The following is a 22,271-nucleotide window of genomic DNA, read 5'->3' on the forward strand; positions in this document are numbered from 1 at the left end:
GTTATTCACCAATACCAGAAAGTGTAGATCCGTTTTAATTAGCTTTTTGAAATTTTTGCTCCAATAGCCAATGAGAAAGGTGGATTCTTAGGAATCGGAATTTGTAACTGCTCATATGGAAAGATATGATCCAATTTTAATTGTCCCTCTGTATTAGGAATTTCCACCATATTATCACCTTCTGGCTTTCCCAGAGCCATTCTCACAAGATCATCCACTAAATCATAATTTAAAACCCCAGTCATGAAAGGAATATCTTGAATAGCTAAGGGAATTGTCCCCGTCACAATTAAATGAGTCCCTTCTTGTTTAAACATGATTTGATAAATACCATCACTTTGTTTACGCAGCTCACTTTGCGAGATATGTTCAATTTTCTTTAGTATTTGTGGATCAGCTTGCGATGGAAAACGTAAACTGTCATCCTGATCCGTTTGAAAGCACCCTAAATTACGCTCTGTATCACCTGATTTTCTACCTACTACTAAGTAATGAGAATCAACGTTTTCCGCGCGCGAAGTTCGTGAAAGAGGTAGTTGCGTGATATCTACCCCTGCTTCACTCAGATCAGTAACAATTTGCCATTTCCCTTGTGCAATCACAAAATCGGGTTGTTCACTATTAATAATATTTAAACAATTTTCAACGGTAAGTGGTTCTAAATAAAGCTTATCAGCTAACTTAGGCAAAATTGAAATTGCCCCTGGATTATTATTAATCAAAACAGTTTCATAGCCAAGATTCTGGCAAGTCTCAATTGTGTGAACCGTCACATAATCAGCTGCTGAATTCGTTCCAACTTGGCTGTTAGCTGTTCCTAAAATAAACACTTTTGGTTGTTCACTTATTTGTGCTTCATTTTCGGTCTCAAACGTCGTGTAATAACTACGATTATTGTAAGGAAATTCTCCGGCCGTTGGTTCAATTCCTTTAAACGTTGGCTCGATATGATTGGTATGTCGAAATTCACGTACTTTTTTATCTGAGCATTTCCATAATCTAGCAATTTGTGAATCACCATAACCATAATATTTTGCATTTTGTAAAATTGAAGCATCAAATGGATTCTTACGAAGCTTTTTCTCAATTTGGACAATATGAATAAGCTTATAGAAATAGAAAGCGTCAATTTTAGTTAATTCAGACAACTCTTCAACTTGATACCCACGCCGGATTGCTTCAAGTAAATAAAACATTTCCCCCGCCGTTGGATGGACTAACACATTGATCAGTTGTCCTTCATTTAATCTAGATTCGTCCAATGCAGCTTGCTCAGAGGTCGTCGTTGAATCTACCGATCGAATTGCTTTCAAAAGGGCTTCTTCCGTACTTCGACCAAAGGCAATTACTGAGCCAGTTGATTTCATTCGTGTATTCAACTCTTGATTAGCGTTGGCAAAACTGGCAAATGAGAAAGTTGGAAATCGTACAGCAATATGGTCAAGAGTGGGCTCAATAAGTGCAAGTGAGTCGTGTTGCCTTAACCCAGGGATTTTGATATTTCGAAGATTTCGACCAAAACTAATCTGCGTACATACCAGTGCTACAGGATATCCAGTTGCTCGTGCCGCAAAAGCCGTTGTTCGATCAAAATAAGGATTTACACGAATAACGTAATAGTTGCCGGTTACCGTATTTAAAGCAAATTGAATATGACAAATTCCACGAATTTTGAATTCTTGAACGATTCTTAAAGCCGAAGTACGAATGGCCTGAAATTCCTGGTCCGTGAGTGTTTGCGTAGGTGTAAACACCACTGAGTCTCCCGCATGGACACCCACCGGGTTAAAGTCTTCCGCCGCACAAATCAACATCCGTGTATTTTCATTATCTCTAATTAATGTCATTTCAATTTTTTTAAATCCCACGATACTTTTTTCAACGGCCACTTGATGGGTCGTCGAAATTCGAAATGCGGAGGCCAACATCTGTTTAAGTTGATGCTCATTTTCACAACGCATTCGACTAGAATTGCTAATTGCAGCCACCGGTTTCAAAATGACAGGATAGCCAATTCGATGAACAAATTTCAAAACTGCATCAGCGTCATTCAAAATATTTGTAGGAATATATGGTTCATGAATATTTTTTAAAATCCGATTAAGTGATTCCGGATTTTGGGTATTGGCGATAGTTCGCAAACTGACACCTAATAGCCGGATATTTAATTGCTCAAAGATTCCAGCTTCATCGAGCTGATGTAACACTTGAAAAACCGGTGCCCCACCCAGTGTTGGAATAAGTGCATCAAATTCATTATTTCTAAGAATTGCAATTAATGAATTAGCATCTAAATTACTAATAATAAAGTGATCAGAATCTAAATAATTGCCAATAACTGAATTGGCGTTATTGGTTATAAATGTTACTTCTTTATCTACTTGGTGCAGTTCTTGGATCGTTTGTAAAGCTGCCGCTTCAAGTTCCGTATCGACACCAATAGTGTTTGGCCCTGAGCCAATAATTAATATTTTTTGTAACTTTGTTCGTGCCATTTTACCGCTCCATTCGAGTAGTCATTACATCGACAAATTCGTCAAATAGCTCTGAGGCTTCTAATGGACCTGGAGCGCCATCTGGGAAAAATTGAACGCTAAACGCCGGATAATCTCGATGACGTAAGCCTTGTACAGATTGATCAACTAAATCCACATGGGTAATCAACATTTTGTCTCGATCAATTGAATCACGTTCCACTGTGTATCCTTGCCCTTGTGAAGCATAAAAGATTTCGTCCGTAATAACTGATAAAATGGGATGATTATCACCATGGTGTTCATATTGAAGTGGCTTAATTTGTGCACCATTTGCCATCGCAAATAATTCATGTCCCAATCCAATTGCAAATAACGGAATTCGTTGTTCAACTTCTGCAATCATCATCGTTAACGAATCTGGCAGATCAGTTGGGCTTCCAGGCCCTGTTGATAATATGACCCCATCAGGATCTAAATCAAAAATTTGTTCCGCCGTACACGTATATGGTAGTACCGTCACATTACAATTCCTTTGACTAAGCTGTCGCAAGATGCCATGCTTAAGTCCTAAATCAACCACCACAACATTTAATCCAGATCCAGGATTTGGATAAGCCTTGGGCGTCGATACCTGATTTACCTGCTGATTAGTAAGCACAATTGCATTTAATTGGTCAAACGCATGCGCTAGATCTTTTACTGGATCAACAATACTACCCTTGATAGTTCCTTTTGCGCGTAATTTATGCACTAATGCACGTGTATCAATTCCGCTAATCCCAGGAATGTTTTGGATTTTTAGAAACTCATCTAATGATAGTCTGCGTTGTCGATTAGTTGAAACATCCGCAACATCACGAACAATGACACCCTTACACGTTGGTTCAATTGACTCATAACTAGCCCGGTCAACCCCATATCCACCAATTGACGGTTGTGAAAAAACAATGATTTGATTATGATAAATTTGATTAGTAATAATCTGCTGATAGCCGGTAGCACTTGTATTAAAGACAACTTCGCCAAAAGTGGTCGCGGGTGATCCAAAAGCTTGTCCGCGAAACACACTGCCATCGTCTAAAATTAAATATCTATCCCCCACAGCTTTCACCTCAATAAACTATTTGTCATTTGCAATTTTTACAGAATCTTCGTCATCAATCTCCGAAACAAACACTTCAATTTTTTCGTTTTGAGCCGTTGGAATATTCTTTCCAACAAAATCTGCTCGAATTGGTAATTCTCGATGACCGCGATCTACCAGAATAGCTAAATTAATGCGTTTTGGTCGCCCAATATCCATGATTGCATCCATCGCCGCACGAATTGTCCGTCCAGTATATAATACGTCATCCACTAGAATAACTTTTTTTTCTTCTAAACTAAAATCAAAATGAGGTTTCTCAGAAATTTTTGAATCATCATCTAGTTGGTGGATATCATCACGATAGGCAGTCACATTTAGTTCTCCAACTGGGACTTCAACATTTTCAAGTTGTTTTAGTCTTTCTGCAATCCGTTGAGCTAAAAATACACCTCTCGTTTTTATTCCAATAATAACAATATTTTCTACGCCACGATTTCGTTCAATAATTTCATATGTAATCCGAGTTAGTGCCCGTTTCATTGCCATTGCATCCATGATTTCTTTTTCCAAAGTTACACCCTTCCTTTCTAAAATAAAGGCGAACCAAATTTACATTTGCTTCGCATCCATCCAATTGAGGAGACTTTATTATTATTTATCTCTTCAAAGTTCTAAGTCCACTAATTACGCATTAACTTTAACCATGTTCAGTTTGCGTGTCAAGCCATTTCAATGTCTTCTGAAATATGGCTGGCAGCGGTGCTTCAAACTCTAAATATTTATTAGTTGTAGGCTGTTTGAATCCCAGAACACTGGCATGCAAGAACTGTCCATTTCCCTTCAATGTTTTTCGAGGACCATAGAGAGGATCGCCTGCTACAGGATGGCCAATATATTTCAAATGAACTCGAATTTGATGCGTTCTTCCAGTTTCTAACTTACATTGAATTAAGGTATACTCGCCGTAACGTTTCAAAACTTTGAAATGAGTCACCGCTGGTCTGCCATCAGCCACAATAGCCTGCTTTTTCCGATCCTTTGGTGAGCGACCAATTGGAGCATCAATTTTTCCATTATCTTCTTTAATATTCCCGTGAACAAGGGCAATATAAAGTCTCGTGTTTGTCTTGGCCTTTAATTGAGCCGATAAACTTTGTTGGGCTTTATCATTTTTAGCTACCATCAACAAACCCGAAGTATCTTTATCGATTCGATGAACAATTCCTGGACGAAATTCTCCATTAATTGTAGCTAACGGACTATGAAACAACAGAGCATTAACTAACGTATGGTTAGGATGCCCTGCCGCAGGATGTACAACCATTCCCTGAGGTTTATTGACCACAATAACATCGTCATCTTCATAGACAATATCTAAAGGAATATCTTCCGGTTCTAATTCTGTTGGCTGTGTGTCTGAATCCTGAACTTCGATTTGATCTCCAGTTTTCACTTGGTACTTATTTTTGATTTTTTCGCCATTAACCAAAATACGATCCCTTTTGATCAAGGATTGGATATGAGAGCGCGTTAAATCTGGGAAAGCTTCTGCAAGTACCTTGTCAATTCTGCCCTGTTGATCTTGAATCGTAAGTTCATGCGTTAACATATTAGCCCTCCAATTTGTCTTCTTTAATTATTGCTACAAAAAGTAAAATCACTCCGATTGTTAAAGAAAAGTCTGCCACATTAAAGATCGGAAAATTAATAAAATCAATCTGAAACATATCTACAACGTATTTTAATCTAATTCGATCTACAAAATTACCAAATGCACCCGCAATCATGAAACTTAAACTAACTTGGTAAAGCCAGTGTCCTCGAGTTTGGTATAAAAAGTAGATCAATACACTCAAAGCAACAACCGTAATTAAATAAAAAAAAGTTGTTTTTCCTTGGAGAATACTCCATGCTGCACCATCATTGCGAAGATTAGTCAAAGACAATATCCCTGGAATGAATTGATGAACTGCATTCATGCCGACATGCGTAGTGGTCCAGAATTTTACTAATTGATCGAGAACAACTACACATAGAATAATTAAAGCATCTATAATAAACAACATTCTATGATTCCGTTTTTTCATTAAAACAACCCGCTTATCTTTCCATCATCACTAATATCAATATCCAGCGCTGCGGGATGCTTTGGCAGTCCAGGCATGGTCAACACATTTCCTGTCATTGCCACAATAAAGCCCGCTCCTAATTTTGGAATAAGAGATTTAACATGAATTGTAAAATCATGTGGTTCGCCCAGTTTTTTGGGATCATCTGACAACGAGTATTGTGTTTTAGCCATGCAAACTGGTAATTTATCCCAACCGTTTTTCTTAAACCGTTTTAACTGATTACGAGCTTTCTTGGAATACTCCACATGAGCCCCACCATAAATCTTTGTAACAATTGTTTGAATTTTTTCAGTTATCTCAGCATCATTTGAATACAAAGGCTTAAAATTAGCTGGCTCTTCAACTGATTTTACAACAGCTTGTGCCAAATCCAATGCACCATCTCCACCTTTTGCCCAGACATCTGTGTCAATCGCTTGAACACCAATCTTTTCGCAGACTTCTTTGATATAAGAGATTTCCCGTTCTGTATCCTGAGTATATCGGTTAATTGCAACTACAACAGGAATGCCATACTGCGCCATGCTCTTAATGTGGTGCGTTAGATTAACAATTCCACTTTCTAATGCCTTTAAATCTTCTATATCAAGATCTTTTAATGCTTGACCACCGTTTAATTTCAAAGCTTTAACTGTTGCAACGATAACAATCGTGTCAGGCGTTTTTCCTAAAACTGGAGCTTTAATATCAAGAAACTTTTCTGCACCAAGATCTGCACCAAATCCAGCTTCCGTAACTGTGTAATCTGCTAAATCCATAGCAGTTTGAGTTGCTAAGACACTATTACATCCGTGAGCAATGTTTGCAAATGGACCACCGTGAACAATTGCTGGAGTGTGTGCCAGTGTCTGCACCAAATTAGGCTTAATGGCATCTTTCAAAAGCGTAGCAATCGCTCCACCAACTTGTAAGTCTTGGACAGTGACGGGCTGGCGATCTGTTGTGTAGCCAATCACAATTCGATTAATACGTGCCTTCAAATCATGTAAATTTTCAGATAGACACAAGATTGCCATTAATTCACTAGCTACAGTAATATCAAACCCATCTTCACGGGGAACTCCTTGCATAGGACCACCGAGGCCAATTACGATATTTCTTAATGCTCGGTCATTAATGTCCAAAACCCGTTTCCAAACGATGCGTCGTTGATCAATACCTAAAGCATTTCCTTGCTGAATGTGATTATCAATTAAAGCCGCTAAAGTATTATTGGCCGTGGTCAATGCATGCATATCACCAGTAAAATGCAGGTTAATATCTTCCATGGGCACAACTTGCGCATAACCGCCACCAGTTGCACCACCCTTCATACCCATTACCGGTCCTAGTGAAGGCTCACGTAAAGCAATCATGGCATTTTTATTTAATTTACGTAAAGCATCACCTAACCCAACAGAGACCGTTGATTTTCCTTCTCCAGCTGGAGTGGGATTAATTGAAGTCACTAAAATTAACTTTCTTTTGGTAGCCTTTGTTGTTTTCAAAGGTAATTTAATTTTAGCTTTATATGATCCATATTGTTCAATATCATCTTCATTTAATCCGACCTGAGCCGCAACATGAACAATTTTATCCATTTTTGTGTTTTGTGCAATTTCAATGTCTGTCATTTGTTTACCTCGTGATTCTTATTGATTTCACCGATCGTTTGAAAGAGTTGTTGTCGTTGCTTTTTTGTTAGGTAAAAACGGCGTGACCCTGAATTATAGATAAATTTAATCCCCGTTTTCGTTGCTTGTAATGATCGCAAGTCAGAAATATTAATAACCAACCAATTTTTCTGAAGGGTTCGGTTAATAATTAGTTGATGATCCTGAATTAAAATTGTCCGTGTTAAGCCTTGAACCAACAACACAACAATGAATAATATAAAAAATAGCGCTGTAATCCAGTTAAAGTGAGTTACTTCAAGCCAAAAAATCACTCCCATGACAAGAATTAAGAGTGTCCATGACCATGATGAGATACTTGCTAAAAAGGTTGGCTGATAATAAAAACGAGATTTAGAAGATTGCGTATCACTCACTATCCCTTCTTATGAATATAATTTGAAATTTCTTTTTGATAATTAGAAAAATGGTTCGGTGTTTCTATAAGTGAGACCATCAATTTAGCAATCAAAGGCCCGGTAGTTAGTCCTGATGATCCTAGTCCAGATGCTACCATAATGTGTTGACTATCTGGTAACCATCCAAAAAAAGGTGCAAAATCATCTGTAAACGCGCGCATTCCGACTCTGTTGGCAACAAGATTTTTCTCACTTAACCTGCTATCTATTCGAATTGCGCTAGTTAATAGTTCATGTAAAGCCGAATCAGTAAAAGCTGTTGTATTTTCTGGGTTATTTTCGTGTGTAGCACCAATAATTAACTGCCCATTTCCAACTGGCATAAAATCCTTTTCACCTTCAGGCATGAGAACAGGCGCAGACACATCATTCGAATAAGCAGGAACTTTCAATTCAATTAATTGACCTTTTTGAGAATGCACGCGAACTTCGTAATTTAACGGAGAAAGTAATCTTTTAATCCCTGCCCCTGCACAAACCAAAACGAAATCAAAATTTTCAAGCTTTTCGTTTACCAAAACCGTTTGCTCATCTTTAAGTTGCACTTCTGCATGTACAAACCGTAATCCATTTTTCTCGCCCAGTTTTACTAAATGGTTAACAAAGTTATTACCATCAATCCTTGCTCCACCACTGACAAATATTCCTTCAAGGTCGGCAGTAACAAGCGGTAAAAGACTTTGAATCTCTTCAGCACTAACTCGTTGAATTTCGCCTATTTCTGGAGCCGTTTGTCGATGTTTAAGGGCAAGTTGTTCGAGTTCATCCAAATCAGCTGATCGTTTTCTAGTCACGATAGTGCCTGATTGTAAATAAGTGTCAGCTGTCATTTGTGTTTCTTGTGCTAAATCATCAATATAAGCAGCGCCATCCTTAGCCAAGGCGTACCATTGTTGATTGCGACGCTTTGAAAGCCAAGGCGAAATGATCCCGGCTGCCGCTTTTGTAGCTTGGCCTTTTCCCGAATCAAAAAGCGTTGTAACGTAATTTGAATTTTTACTTAATAAATAAGCTGCAGTGGCACCAACAATACCACCGCCGATAATGGCAACTTTTTTCATTTTATTTTGTTTCACGCTTTCCATCATGATGCCATATTGGTTTACCCCAGTATTGGAATAAATCTGTCCTTAAAGCACCATTATAGAGTTTTCGTCGTTTTGTTGCCCGAGATCCATAAAACTTTTCAAATTCTAAATCACTCGTTAAAATATATTTACTCCAGGTTGGCAACGGCTTGTACGTTTGACCCATTTCACGGTATAACTTACGCACACTTTGTTGATCACTCAAACGTTGCCCGTAAGGTGGGTTGGCCACGATCACACCATTCATTTTATCGGTTTTAAAATCTTTAACAGCCAATTGTTTAAATGATACGACATCTGCTAATCCAGCCTCAAGCGCATTCCTTTTTGAAATATCAACCATATTTTGATCAATATCAAAACCTGTAATATCAAGTTTAGCATCGTAATCAGCTTTTGCATCAGCTTCGTCGCGTAACTGCTCACTCACATTTGCAGGAACCCAATCCCAGTTTTCACAGATAAAACTACGATTAAATCCCGGGGCAATATTTTGGCCAATAAGTGCAGCTTCAATAGCAATTGTTCCAGAACCGCAAACTGGATCTATAAAGGGCATATCCGACTTCCAACTGGTCAACATCACCAAGGCGGCCGCCATATTTTCTTTCATTGGCGCACCACCTTTGCCAACTCGGTAGCCACGTTTGAACAAACTATCACCGGTTGTGTCGAGAGTTAATTGAACCTGATCTTTGTTAATTGCCACTTCAATAGGAAATAAAGCCCCAGTCTCTGGCAATCTAGTTCGACGATGATAAGTCTCTGAAAGTTGGTTAACAATCGCTTTTTTTACGATTGCTTGTGCATCTGGAACGCTGTGTAATTGAGAATTCCTTGATCGTCCTTCAACTGGAAAGCTTGCATCGATTGGTAATAATTTATCCCAATTTACTTGCTTTGTTTGTTCGAACAAGTCATCAAACGTTTTAGCTTCAAATTCGCTCACAACAATTTTAACGCGATCTGCCGTTCTCAACCACAAGTTAGTACGTAAAATATCCTCAATTGTGCCTTCAAAACGAACGCGTCCGTTTTCTACTTTCACCTTATAACCTAATTCACGTAACTCTTTGCCAACCAATGCCTCAATCCCACTCGCACATGTTGCCATTAATTCAAATTTCTGCATATTTTCACCTTTTATTTTTTTAATCTAAAAAAAACTAGGATAAAAGCGAACTTCTACCCTAGTTTTCCTGAAATGTAAACCTCTATAAGCCATGTTTTGTCCAAAGTGAATTTTCAGGTTCAATTCAAATTTGGGTAATCATCTATCTCCAAGCGCTAGCGCTTGCCCCCACATTTAGTTCAATTCCAGATGTGAAGCGCCCCTACCAAAGTTTGGGTTGCCCGCTCGTGGGGTTTACCGCGTTCCATCAATATAATTTCTTATATTGCAACGTTTCTGTGGCACCTTAGGGAACATGAGAACATAGTCGAAACCTTAGCTCTGTATTCCGCCGTTATCTCCAAAGAGATACCTCAGCTTATTTTTTCACCAAGCACGAACACTACAAGCATCGCAGCTTGTGCGGGCATGGACTTTCCTCAGCCTACAAAAGTAGACCGCAATTACCCGAGATTTACAAATTGTAATTAAATTCGATGTGATTCATTCTCGCCATTATCAAGCTGAGAACCAAACACTCGTCGTTCCAAGTTAGAAAGACGTTTTAGAATATCCATATTAGTTGCGCCATTCGAAGGTTGGGCACTAGAAGTTGTTTTACCAACTGAAACTTGTTTTGTTAGTTCATCAATTTTGTCATGTAGTCTTTCATTTTCATCCTGTAACTGTTGAATGTTTTTTTGAAAGCTTTCATAATCCTTGATGACACTATCTAAATAAGTATCAACATCAGCTGGATCGTAGCCACGCATCTTAGGTTTAAATTCTTTTTGCAAAATATCTTTTGGAGTAAGATTCATGTTATCCATATTTAACACCTCATAATTATTGTAATCTCCGCGTAACACGTGTTCTATTGTATCAGACTTTAATCCAAATTAAAACTATTGTTCTGATTTTCTGCATATTCATTCGCCGCATCCTGAAGATCATCAAAATCAATTAAATCTAATGGATAAGGATGATTCTCACGCCATTTCTGAATAAGATCATAATCGTATTTGCTCTTCCCTGGATGCTCAGGATCATAAAGCAAAATAGCCTGATCAGTATGGGTTAACATAAAGTGTTGATAGGCCCGCAACTGCCGGGGTGACTGGTATGGTGCATGACTCACGCTATCAGTAAAATCTGCTTTTGTTAAGATTTGAGAAAGCTTAGCCTGATTACTTTCATTCCATTGGTTACCAAACTCAGTAAAAGGTAACATAACCGCAATTTTAAATTCAGGATATGTTGATTTTAATTCTGAAGCAGTGTTAACTGCCCACTGTTCCACACCCAGCTGTGCACCAGTGATTAACCAATTAGCCCCAGATTCAATTTGATTTTTCAATGTGTCGTTTAAGACACTACTGATAACTTTCAATTTTGGATCATCATCTTTAAAAATCTCTAATTCATAACTACGGTATCCTGTAATCCAAATGCGACTCATCTTGAATCCTCCAAACTTTAAGAATACATTTCAAGTAAGTTTATACTTTACATCTATAGTATAATATAGAAAATAGGAAGTGATGTAAGTGAACTTTCATTATCCATCTGGAAAAAAATATGTGACTGTTGATTCAACGTCAAAAAAACATATTAAAAAAAGTCCCACTCAATTTGGTAAACGCGGTATGTCTTTAGAAGATGAACTAAACGAGAGTAATCAGTATTATCTCTCACATGGCAAAGCGGTTGTGCATAAAAAACCAACTCCGATTCAAATTGTTAAGGTAGATTATCCTAAACGAAGTGCTGCAGTTATTAAAGAAGCTTATTTTCGGCAAGCCTCTACAACGGATTATAACGGTGTCTACCAAGGCTATTACCTTGACTTTGATGCCAAAGAAACTAAAAACAAAACTGCTTTTCCACTTGATAATTTTCATAAACACCAAATTAATCATATGAAAGCATGTTTGGCCGCTGATGGAATTTGCTTTACAATTATTAAGTTCGTGGAACTCGATCAAATCTTTTTACTTTCAGCTACAAATCTTTTCTATTTTTGGGATCAACAAAAAAAGGGTGGTAGAAAGTCCATTCCACTCAATTATGTTAAAAAAAATGGCTACTTAATTAACTATCATTTAAATCCGCTTATTCCTTATTTAGATGCTGTGGACGATTTGTTGATTAAGAAACATGAAGGAGAACACAATGCAAAGTAATAATCACAACTCTGATAATAATCAGCCACGCCGGACGCAACATTCACAGTTAACATCCCCCCCTCACCGTCGACGATCTATTTTTATTCGCATCTTGTTATGGATCGTTGGCATTTTTGTGATTGTCTTAATAGCAGGAGCCGGTTTGTTTATGTATTATGCTAAAGACGCGCCTAGTATTTCTGAAAAACAACTTTCTAGCGATGAGGCGACTGTTATTTATGATAAGAACGGCGAAACAATTAGTCGACTTGGGGCACAAGACCGAGATTACGTGAAAGCAGACGAAATTCCTAAAACACTTAAAAGTGCTGTTGTGTCTATAGAAGATAAACGTTTCTATAAGAATAACGGCGTTGACCCAGTTCGAATATTAGGTGCAACATTTGCAAATGTTTCTGGTTCTTCTTTGGGGTTACAAGGTGCCAGCACCCTTACGCAACAGCTAGTTAAACTATCAGTTTTCTCAATCGCTGCTAAGGACCGGACATTACGTGTTAAGTCTCAAGAAGCCTGGTTAGCACTTCAAGTTGATAAAAAATATTCAAAAGATAAAATTCTGGAATTTTATATTAATAAGGTGTACATGGGTAATGGTGTTTACGGCATGGGCACAGCGGCAAAATACTACTATGGAAAATCTCTTTCTGATTTGTCACTTAGTCAATTAGCCCTTTTAGCAGGCATGCCGCAAGCTCCCACTTCATATGATCCAAATAAGTACCCAGATTATGCACTGTCACGAAGAAATACCGTTTTACAAGCTATGGTCAATAACAATGTAATTACTAAATCACAAGCTAATGAAGCTTCAAAAACAAGTATCAAATCTGGATTGGTTAAAAGTCCAAGCATTGCTGGCTCGTCAACGGTTAACAGTAAAGTCGTTGATTCATATGTAAAACAAGTAATTAGTAGCGTTGAGGCAAAAGGTTTTGATCCATATACTGATGGCATGAAGATTTACACTAATTTAGATCTAGATGCCCAAAAACAACTTTACAAAATTGGGAACACAAACGACTATGTGCAATATCCTGACTCAAAGTTCCAACTTGGTGCATCAATTACAAATCCAAATAATGGTAAAGTCGTTGCCATGTTAGGTGGTCGGCAAACCGGAAATGTGACGTATGGCTTAAATCGAGCGGTGCAAACTGATCGAAGTAGCGGTTCAACCGCTAAGCCACTGATGGATTATGGACCAGCCATTCAATATTTGAACTGGCCAACCAGTCGCAAAGTAAAAGATGAAGCTTTCAAATATCCAGGTACTAATATTAAGTTATATGATTTCGACAGACAATATCAAGGTAAGATAACCATGCGTCAAGCTCTAGTTCAATCACGTAATATACCTGCAGTTCGTACCTTACAAGACGTCGGAATCAGTAAAGCTACGAATTTCCTAAGTAATTTAGGCATTTCTCAAAAATCGAACTATACACTGCAAAACGGAATCGGATTATATATCTCTCCCCTTCAAGAATCCGCTGCATATGCAGCATTTGCGAATGGTGGAACTTATTACAAACCTTACTACGTTAATAAGATTGTGACGCAAAGTGGTAAAACTTATCGTTATTCTAGTCAGGGCAAAAGAGCAATGAGTAAGGCCACTGCGTACATGATTACCGATATGCTTAAGGGAGTTATGTCAAGCTCTACGGGAAGTGGAACAACGGCCAACATTCCTGGCTTATATCAGGCCGGAAAAACCGGAACTACAGCTTATCCGTCTGATATTGCAAGTAACTACCCTAGTACAGCTTCAATGGACGCCTGGTTTACCGGCTATACCCGGCATTACAGTATGTCTGTATGGACTGGCTATGATCAGCAAAATACGGCTTCAGGATTTTTGAGTCAACAAGAAACTCTCATTTCTCAATCGATTTATAAAAGTATGATGAGCTATCTATCCTCCTCTGTAACAAATGAAAATTGGGTAAAACCTTCAAGTGTCACAGAAAGAACCGTTGATGGCGTGAAAGAACTTTTTAAAACCAATTCAACCTATGACACATCTGGAACCAGTGATGATTATTCTACAAACAATTCAACTAGTGTTTCCAGCTCATCACGCACTGCTTCTACACCAGCAGCTACTAGCAGTGATACTTCAGCAAAAAGTAGCAGTAATAGCAACAGTAGTAACAGTAGCTCTAACAACAGTTCTACAAGTAGTTCAAGCTCTAGTTCTAGTGCCAGCTCCTCGTCTAGCTCAAGTTCAAGTTCTAGCACCAAATCTTCATCAAGTAGTAAAAATTAATTATTAAAAAAGCTCGTATCTTCGTTTACCTAGTCATTTCTGATTAGGCAAACGAGAATACGAGCTTTTATTTTACTTATTTTGATCGGAAATTTTATAAATTGGAATTTTGGGACCTGTTAGATCTGCTTTGCTTGATTGACTAGCAGAAGAATCACGCCCTTCTCGAGAAGAATTTCCTCTTTGACGCTCAGTTTCTTTTTGAACCTGCGCAACGGTTGTTAAATGCTTCTTTTCCCAATTTAATAATATGCGATCCATATACCTCAGACTATAAGCCTGGCTTAAAACCGCTTCTTTCAATGCTAACGATATCATTTCTGGAGCATAATGATCATCTTCCAGCCATTGATTAATAGTTTCAAATTCAATTGGTGATAGTGGCCGTCCAAACTCTGATTCGATCTGAGCAAAAATGGTTTTACGATCAGTTTTATCAGTTTGTTCTTTTTTAGTTACGGTCTCATTATCGGCAGACTGCAACAATTTTTCAAAAAGACGATCAAAACTGTATTGATCATAGCTTTTGCCATCTGCGTGTTTGACAGTTTGAATTTCCATAAGTTTATTTTGAATCATTTCATGAAGTAATTCATAAACTTTGCTTTCACTCAAGCCTGATTCTTGCGAAATTAGTTTTGAACTTGGAAACAAATCACCTTGACCACTTTGTTTTTCAATAATTAAATAAATAACCAATTCATCATTAGTCAATCCAATTTGATGAAAATTACTCAGCAAGTAATTAGAAACCGCTGTGTTGCCAGCTTTGAGAAATTTTCGTGTTTTATCATCCAAAGTTGACCCCTCCCAATCATTTTAAGGATAAAGTCGATGTAACATTCTTGGAAATGGAATGGTCTCCCGCACATGATCTTCACCTGTTATCCAGGTTAAAGTCCGTTCCAATCCTAGTCCAAATCCTGAATGCGGAACTGATCCATATTTACGAAGATCTAGATACCAATCGTAATTTTTGGGATCTTGTCCAGATTTTTCGATTTGTTCAACTAAATAATCATAATCGGTAGCTCGTTCTGAACCCCCAATAATTTCACCATAGCCTTCAGGTGCCAACAAATCAGCACAGATCACCAAATCATCACGAGTTGGATGTGGCTTCATGTAAAATGCCTTTATTGCTTTGGGATAATTCAAAACAAAGACTGGTTGTTCAAATTGATCAGCCAAAAATGTTTCTTCAGGAGATCCGAAATCAACACCCCATTTTAAATCTGGAAACTTACCAGAATCTTGTAACATTTCAATCGCTTTATCATACGTAATTCGTGCATAAGGAAGCTTAGTATACTTTTTCAAAGTTTCAATATCACGACCCAGTATATTTAGCTCGTACTTACAATGATCAATAACATTTTGAATCAAATAGGCCACAAATTTTTCTTGAACCTCTAAACTTTGCTCTTGATGCATAAATGCCATTTCAGGCTCAATCATCCAAAATTCAATTAAATGACGACGGGTCTTAGATTTTTCTGCCCGAAATGTAGGTCCAAATGAAAAGACCTTTTTAAAAGCCATAGCACCGGCCTCTTCATAAAGCTGGCCACTCTGTGAAAGGTAAGCCTCTCGGTCAAAATATTTTGTTTTAAATAACTCTGTGGTTCCTTCAGGAGCACTACCAGTTAAGATAGGTGCATCAATCTTAATAAACCCCTCGTTGTTAAAGAATTCATACGTTGCGCGAATAACTTCATTACGAATTTTCATAATGGCATGTGGGCGTGAAGAACGTAGCCAAAGGTGACGGTGATCTAATAGAAAATCAATTCCGTGTTCCTTAGGTGTAATAGGATAATCTTCACTTTCCCCAATTACTTCAATTCCGTCCACTTCAATTTCATAGCCGAAATGAGAACGATCATCTTGATGAATCGTTCCAGTAATCCACATGCTGGTTTCCTGACGCAGCTTTTTAGCCAAATCAAAAATTTCTTCACCAACGACATTTTTTATTACAACCCCTTGAAAAAAGGCTGTACCATCTCTCAATTGTAAGAAACTAATTTTTCCGCTAGATCGTTTATCTGTTAACCAAACGCCAATTTTAACACGTTCGTCTACATGATCTTTGGAATCAACAATACTAATTTGTTCCAAGTTAATATCCTCCTCTAGTTTATTCCATTTAGATGTTATTCACGTGTCGAACAACCTCACCATTTTTAAAGTTTAAAGTTTTCAAACATAATTGTCCAGAGGCATTCATGTATCCAACTTCCCAAACTGGCTTTTTTTTAAAAATTCCCATTGAAATCGTTGTAACCTTTTTAGGGTTATCATTATTCCAAACTTGTTTCAAAACATCATTCCGGTTGATCCCCGCCGATTGCTTAAATATTCTAACTTTTTTACCATTGTTTGAAATAATGACGTATATCGGCGTGTTTTGCTGGTTTGTTCCCGTAACCGTATAGTAAGTTTGGTCATAACTAGCCCATGAAAAAGCTGTTTCTTTTTTTAAATGTCCATACTTTTTAGCAATTTTTAAAGATTGACTCTTGGCAGAATCAACTGGTTGGCGTACCTCATGATAAATAATTGATGTCCCACCAATTAAAATGATCACTGCTGCAACAAATATTAAAAACCAATGACTAGTATGATTTCTTGAACGTTTCACATTCACAGCCCACTTTCTCTTGAATTCATAACCTCATTAATTATAGCAAATAAATCCATTTAGACTAGCGATGTTTTCTAAAGAATTCACTAAGCGCCCCATTAATCTGATTCAAAGGTCGTTTTTGAACTGGCATCCCTTTAGGTAAACTATGTAACATTGTTTTACCATAACTCTTATCAATAATTCGCCGATCCAAAATAACTGCCGCTCCATAATCTTTTTCTGACCGAATTAAACGCCCAATTCCCTGTTTAAGCCGCAGAATACTTCGTGGTAACAAGGCCGATATAAATGGATTGCGATGGGCTTGCCGTTGAATTCTCGTTTCCGCCTTTGTAAAAATCTCATCGGGGGAATCAAATGGTAACCTCGTAATAATAAGCAAATCCAACTGTCCATTTGATAGGTCCATCCCTTCCCAAAAGCTCGCCGCTCCAAACAAAATTCCGGTGGAACTAGACAAAAACTCTCGTGTTAATTTAGATTTTGTCCCGTTCACACCTTGCGCAAGAACCTGACGTTTCCGACCAAGATCTGTTTTTTGAATCCGATTAAATACATCTTTGATGGTAGCTAACGAATTAAAGAGGACCAATATCTTTCCAGGGGTTGATTTAGCCAGCTGATAAATGGCATTAGTCAAATACTGTGCATAATCATCCGTACTGATTTCATTGATAAATGGGCCATCGTTAGCAATTTCCAAAAGTGCATTTTCTGCAAAATTGTAAGGACTGCTATATTTTTTAACAGTCGTAGTATCGCTTGCTAGGCCTACCTGATTTAAGAAATATTTCGAGCGGCTATTTGAAAATAATGTTGCTCCAATTAAAGTTGGTTTTTGGAACCATGGATAAACGTTTTGTTTGATAAAATTGGCGCTTTCGATAATGCCTTGTGACAGACTTACACTCCCGGCATCGTGCTGCGGTCCCACCTGAACCCAATAAAACTTAGTTTCATTATCAATATGCTTAGCACCACTTAACAAAGAACCAAAAATTTGTCTAAAAATTTGTGACTGCGTTTCAATCTCTAATTGTTTATTATTTAATTTGATCCATGTCCGAACTTCCGTCTCCACCAAATTCTGCTGCTGTTTTTCAAGAATTTTATTAAGAGCTTCAAACGACAAGATCTCTGAGACAAAATGTGCTTGTAAATCTTGAATTGTCTCTTGATTTGTTTCAAAAAACTTTGATAACTCAGAATAATTAATTAAACGTTGAAAAGGCAAACTTTCAGATTCGGCTGGAATTTGATGAGCTAGAAACCGTTTATAAAGCTGCTCTTGAAGCTCACTAATTTGTTGATTAATCGCCTCAAGTTCATCTGCCATTTGATAAACATGGAAACTTCCCATTGGATCAGCTTTCACAGCTGGAGAACGGTCAATCCCTTTACTCATTTTCAAGTGACTAACTTCACTATGAGCCATACTCATCAAATGATTAAAATCCAGAGTTAATCGATTTTCCTGTAAAATCGTATTTACGAATCGCTGAGCTTCATCAATAACCAGATAAGGCGGGTGTTGCTTGTCTCCCAATAAATCTGCATGACGGGTAAGAAACGCATGATTAGTTACCACAATTTGAGAAATATGGGCCTTCCGAATAACTCTTTGATAAAAATCAATATCATAGAATGGATTTGTCGCATCCAAACTTGCAATTCCTTGATGACGGATTTCATTTAACAGAGGAATTTTATGATTATTAATATGTAATTCATCAAGATCGCCTGTTTTCGTATAGGTTAGCCAAACGAGCACCTTCATTTTAATCAAACGACTTTGATTGGCAGGATCACTTTCAGTTAATTGCTGTGAAAATTTTGCCAGATCGATGTAATGATTACTCCCCTTTACCAAAGTGGCATCCAAATGAACAGATAGGATTTTACTCAAAATGGGAATCGCTTTTTCCATTAATTGGGATTGCAGCAATGTCGTCGTTGAGCTAATAACAACAGGTAAATGATTCTGAAACGCTAAATATACAAACGGCAATAAATAACCCAATGTTTTCCCAATCCCAGTAGGCGCTTCAATCACCATTGCTTTTGGTGAAGAATTTTGATAATTTGCATAGATGGCATTCATAATCCGAGACTGCGCACTACGCCACCCTAGATCATTTTTAAATAAAGCCAGCTTTGCTTTTTTTGATTGGGGATAATGGGCTAATTGTTCATTAGTATCATCAACGATTTTTGTCCGTTGTACCCGAAGTACCAGATTCTCTTTAATCATTAAAAAGTCTGGCAATTTACCAGGTACTTTTCTCTTTTGCACAAGAGCCGCTGTAATTAAGTTTGCTGTTTGTCTAGGTAAGCTTCCTGATAGTTTGTTTAACTGCTCTAAAGTTAAAAGTGGCAATTCTGATAAACGTTTCTGAAGCATAATAAATAGTTTTGCTGTTGCTAGCGCATCGCTATCTGCGGAATGGGGATGTTCATGTTTGATCCCAAAATAACGAGATAAATCACGCAATCGGTAGCCATTCACACTAGGCAAAAGAATTTGACTAAGGGTTACAGTATCCACCGCTTCAATGGTTAAAGGCGGATAACCAACCCGTTCAAACTCATAATTCAAAAAAGGAAAATCAAAATTAACATTATGAGCCACAAAAACTGTATCTGAAAGGAGCCCAAATAAAGTTGGCGCAATGTCATCAAATAGCGGTGCTTTGCGAACCCGTCGGTTGGTGATACCTGTCAATTGTTGAATAGCATTTGGAATTGCCATTTCTGGATTAATATCAGTTGAAAAAGTATTAATAATTTTATGATGTTTAATAAATACACAGCCGATCTGGATAACTCTTTCATTAGCATTCAAATTAGTACCAGTAGTTTCAATATCTACGACTGCATAAGTTGTTTTTGAATCCATATTCTCACCAGTTAACTCATAAGATGTTTGTTCCATACCTTTTATAATACTACATTAACGTCATCTCATAAACGCCTTGTGAATTTGTTACCGGAATTTAAAAGAAGTTATCTGAATTTCCATTCATTTTTTAAAAAAAAGCTTTCAAAAACGTGACGTGGTGCTTACCTTCAGCAAGTAATCCTGATATTACTAAAAAATATGTTAAGATATAACCTTGTTTATAGCTTAAAAAAATGTAAAAGCTTAATATTAAATTGGAAAACATTTCTGATCTCAACCGATCCAAGGCGAGTTTAAATAAAAGTTGTTAATTTACTCATGTTTTGATAATAACTTAAAAATTTGAAAGTGAGCGATCGTATTGTTAAAATCTGCAATTGGGAAAAGCCATGCAAAAATCATTTTTTTTGGTGAACACAGTGTGGTTTACGGGCAACCAGCTATCTGCTTACCCATCTCGAAAATAAAAACCAAAGTAACTATTACTAAAACCAAAACTGGTCAAACGTTTCAAAGTCGTTATTTCACAGGTGAATTGACCGACATGCCCGATAATGAAACCGGCATTCAATTACTCATCAAAACCATCCTCATTGAACTTCAACAAGAAACGGCACCATTTAACATCAAAGTCCAAAGTGACATTCCTTCTGAACGGGGAATGGGATCTTCTGCAGCAACGGCCATTGCCATTACTCGAGCCTTATTTCACTTTTTTGAACAACCTCTTTCACATTCTGAATTGCTCCGCTTGGCAGATGTTTCAGAACAATATATTCATGGAAATCCGAGTGGCTTGGATGCAGCAACGGTCAGTGCCAAGGCGCCTATCTGGTTTGTGCGTGGTCGTCGCCTCCAAACAGTTCCGATTGCCCAAAATGGATTCTTAGTTATTGCAGATACGGGAATTCTAGGTCAAACAGGTTTAGCAGTTAAGCATGTCAAAAATCAATTAGCCTCTTCCCCCGATGCCGAAACGGCAATCGAAATGTTAGGAGAAAATGCAAAGTTTGCGCGCAAGTGTTTAACAACCGGAGATTTTAAAACTCTCGGTGATTTAATGAATTCTTCTCAATCATTTTTAGCAAAATTAGGCGTTAGCCATCCAACCTTAGATCTTTTTGCCCAATTGGCAAATGCTAACGGAGCGTTGGGAGCTAAACTGACTGGTGGTGGCATGGGTGGCTGCTTAATTGCATTAACTCAAGATATAGCAACCGCTCAAAAAGTTGCGACCATTTTAACCAAAAACGGTGCAGTTAAAACGTGGATTGAACCACTTAAAAGTACAGATCACAAAGGAGTCCAAGATGGTAACAGCTCGTGCACACACTAATATTGCACTTCTAAAATACTGGGGAAAAAAAGATATCAATTTAATCCTTCCCTATAATGACAGTATCTCGCTGACTCTTGATCATTTTTATACAGATACTTCAGTCGAATTTGACCCATCACTAAAAACAGACGAAATTTTAGTTGACCAACAACCTTCAGCTGGATCAGGTGCCAAACGTGTAAAACGCGTTTTGAATTTAATTCGCAAACTTGGCGATTCAACAATGTTTGCAAGTGTCCACTCTACCAATCACGTTCCCTCAACTGCTGGCCTCGCATCATCAGCCTCGGCATTTGCAGCTCTGGCAAGCGCAGGTGCAAAAGCAGCTGGTCTCAATCTTTCCGAACGTGAATTATCAATTCTTGCTCGTCATGGTTCTGGTTCTGCGTCACGCTCCATTTTTGGTGGTTTTGTGCAATGGCATGCGGGTCATGATGATCAAAGTTCTTACGCACAACCTATTCAAAGAAATGTAGACTGGGATATCAATCTTATTACGGTTCTCGTTGACACCTCTCAGAAAAAAATTAGTAGTACAAACGGAATGCAATCGGTTGTTGAAACTTCGCCCTTCTATCCAGCATGGGTTAAGAGCGCCCAAGCAGACGTTAAACCAATGCAAACAGCGATCCTTAACAGAAACTTAGCAACTTTGGGAGAGCTTGCCGAACAAAATGCGATGCGCATGCACGCAACAACGTTTGGCGCTGTTCCTAGTTTTACCTATTTCCAACCTCAAACGCTTGCAATTTTAACCGCCGTTCGCAACATGCGAAAACAAGGTGTAGAATGTTATAGTACTGTGGATGCCGGGCCCAACGTTAAGATTATTTGTGCCTCTTCTGATAACGAATTGATTATGCACAAACTTTCCAAAATCGTTCATCAAGACCAATTGCTAGTTTGCAAACCCGGTCCAGGCATCACATACCTATAAAATTAATTTTAATGTTGAAGGGACA

The 22,271-nt window shown here is 37.9% G+C and carries 19 protein-coding genes and 1 other RNA gene; 4 read left to right on the plus strand and 16 right to left on the minus strand.

Going from position 1 to position 22,271, the window contains the following annotated elements; all coding sequences use genetic code 11:
* Positions 1 to 38: 38 nt before the first annotated feature.
* The 12 genes from IV84_RS03845 to IV84_RS03895 form a co-directional block, all read right to left on the minus strand.
* Positions 39 to 2,495, minus strand: a complete 2,457-nt coding sequence (locus IV84_RS03845) for an ATP-binding protein (protein WP_056986130.1) — start codon at positions 2,493 to 2,495, stop codon at positions 39 to 41.
* 1 nt (position 2,496) lies between these two features.
* Positions 2,497 to 3,579 (minus strand): carbamoyl phosphate synthase small subunit, encoded by a 1,083-nt coding sequence (locus IV84_RS03850; protein WP_046871767.1) that lies wholly within the window; start codon positions 3,577 to 3,579, stop codon positions 2,497 to 2,499.
* Between the two features lie 18 nt (positions 3,580 to 3,597).
* On the minus strand, positions 3,598 to 4,134 hold the full coding sequence (pyrR, locus tag IV84_RS03855; RefSeq protein WP_046871768.1) for a bifunctional pyr operon transcriptional regulator/uracil phosphoribosyltransferase PyrR: 537 nt from the start codon (positions 4,132 to 4,134) through the stop codon (positions 3,598 to 3,600).
* A 127-nt stretch (positions 4,135 to 4,261) separates the two neighbouring features.
* On the minus strand, positions 4,262 to 5,173 hold the full coding sequence (locus tag IV84_RS03860; RefSeq protein ID WP_046871769.1) for an RluA family pseudouridine synthase: 912 nt from the start codon (positions 5,171 to 5,173) through the stop codon (positions 4,262 to 4,264).
* Between the two features lies 1 nt (position 5,174).
* Positions 5,175 to 5,651 (minus strand): signal peptidase II, encoded by a 477-nt coding sequence (lspA, locus tag IV84_RS03865; RefSeq protein WP_226996034.1) that lies wholly within the window; start codon positions 5,649 to 5,651, stop codon positions 5,175 to 5,177.
* Positions 5,651 to 7,309 (minus strand): formate--tetrahydrofolate ligase, encoded by a 1,659-nt coding sequence (locus IV84_RS03870; protein WP_046871770.1) that lies wholly within the window; start codon positions 7,307 to 7,309, stop codon positions 5,651 to 5,653. The genes lspA and IV84_RS03870 overlap by 1 nt, the downstream gene beginning before the upstream one ends.
* Entirely contained in the window at positions 7,306 to 7,725 is a 420-nt protein-coding gene (locus tag IV84_RS03875; protein ID WP_046871771.1) for an EbsA family protein, read from the minus strand. The genes IV84_RS03870 and IV84_RS03875 overlap by 4 nt, the downstream gene beginning before the upstream one ends.
* Positions 7,725 to 8,843, minus strand: a complete 1,119-nt coding sequence (locus tag IV84_RS03880) for an NAD(P)/FAD-dependent oxidoreductase (protein WP_158231967.1) — start codon at positions 8,841 to 8,843, stop codon at positions 7,725 to 7,727. The genes IV84_RS03875 and IV84_RS03880 overlap by 1 nt, the downstream gene beginning before the upstream one ends.
* Entirely contained in the window at positions 8,830 to 9,987 is a 1,158-nt protein-coding gene (locus tag IV84_RS03885) for a THUMP domain-containing class I SAM-dependent RNA methyltransferase (RefSeq protein WP_046871773.1), read from the minus strand. Before IV84_RS03885 ends, IV84_RS03880 begins: the two co-directional genes overlap by 14 nt.
* Positions 9,988 to 10,067: 80 nt before the next feature.
* Positions 10,068 to 10,442, minus strand: an RNA gene (gene rnpB, locus IV84_RS10680) — RNase P RNA component class B.
* A 12-nt stretch (positions 10,443 to 10,454) separates the two neighbouring features.
* A complete protein-coding gene (gpsB, locus tag IV84_RS03890; RefSeq protein WP_046871774.1) occupies positions 10,455 to 10,796 on the minus strand; it encodes a cell division regulator GpsB in 342 nt (113 codons plus the stop codon).
* Between the two features lie 59 nt (positions 10,797 to 10,855).
* Positions 10,856 to 11,425 carry an SLOG family protein gene (locus IV84_RS03895; RefSeq protein ID WP_046871775.1) on the minus strand — a complete coding sequence of 190 codons (570 nt, stop codon included), beginning with the start codon at positions 11,423 to 11,425 and terminating at the stop codon, positions 10,856 to 10,858.
* Between the two features lie 88 nt (positions 11,426 to 11,513).
* Here IV84_RS03895 and recU point away from each other — a divergent pair, with 88 nt between their 5' ends.
* Positions 11,514 to 12,149 carry a Holliday junction resolvase RecU gene (gene recU / locus IV84_RS03900; RefSeq protein ID WP_056986132.1) on the plus strand — a complete coding sequence of 212 codons (636 nt, stop codon included), beginning with the start codon at positions 11,514 to 11,516 and terminating at the stop codon, positions 12,147 to 12,149.
* Entirely contained in the window at positions 12,139 to 14,421 is a 2,283-nt protein-coding gene (locus tag IV84_RS03905) for a PBP1A family penicillin-binding protein (protein ID WP_056986133.1), read from the plus strand. The genes recU and IV84_RS03905 overlap by 11 nt, the downstream gene beginning before the upstream one ends.
* A 72-nt stretch (positions 14,422 to 14,493) precedes the next feature.
* On the opposite strand, the gene IV84_RS03910 is transcribed toward IV84_RS03905, so the two are convergent.
* The 4 genes from IV84_RS03910 to IV84_RS03925 form a co-directional block, all read right to left on the minus strand.
* Positions 14,494 to 15,219, minus strand: coding sequence for a DnaD domain protein (locus tag IV84_RS03910; protein WP_046871778.1), 726 nt, complete (start codon positions 15,217 to 15,219; stop codon positions 14,494 to 14,496).
* A 21-nt stretch (positions 15,220 to 15,240) separates the two neighbouring features.
* On the minus strand, positions 15,241 to 16,542 hold the full coding sequence (gene asnS / locus IV84_RS03915; protein ID WP_046871779.1) for an asparagine--tRNA ligase: 1,302 nt from the start codon (positions 16,540 to 16,542) through the stop codon (positions 15,241 to 15,243).
* Positions 16,543 to 16,570: 28 nt separating this feature from the next.
* A complete protein-coding gene (locus IV84_RS03920; protein ID WP_046871786.1) occupies positions 16,571 to 17,065 on the minus strand; it encodes a cell wall elongation regulator TseB-like domain-containing protein in 495 nt (164 codons plus the stop codon).
* 64 nt (positions 17,066 to 17,129) lie between these two features.
* Complete coding sequence (locus IV84_RS03925; protein ID WP_062904418.1) at positions 17,130 to 20,003, minus strand: helicase C-terminal domain-containing protein; 2,874 nt, start codon at positions 20,001 to 20,003, stop codon at positions 17,130 to 17,132.
* 328 nt (positions 20,004 to 20,331) lie between these two features.
* Here IV84_RS03925 and mvk point away from each other — a divergent pair, with 328 nt between their 5' ends.
* Together mvk and mvaD are read left to right on the plus strand one after the other, a co-directional pair.
* The gene (gene mvk, locus IV84_RS03930) at positions 20,332 to 21,306 is read left to right on the plus strand and encodes a mevalonate kinase (protein WP_046871787.1); all 975 of its coding nucleotides are present in this window, start codon (positions 20,332 to 20,334) and stop codon (positions 21,304 to 21,306) included.
* Positions 21,281 to 22,246 (plus strand): diphosphomevalonate decarboxylase, encoded by a 966-nt coding sequence (gene mvaD, locus IV84_RS03935; protein WP_056986134.1) that lies wholly within the window; start codon positions 21,281 to 21,283, stop codon positions 22,244 to 22,246. The genes mvk and mvaD overlap by 26 nt, the downstream gene beginning before the upstream one ends.
* The last annotated feature ends 25 nt before the right edge of the window (positions 22,247 to 22,271 follow it).

The organism is Pediococcus damnosus (assembly GCF_001437255.1).
Classification (GTDB): Bacteria; Bacillota; Bacilli; order Lactobacillales; family Lactobacillaceae; genus Pediococcus; species Pediococcus damnosus.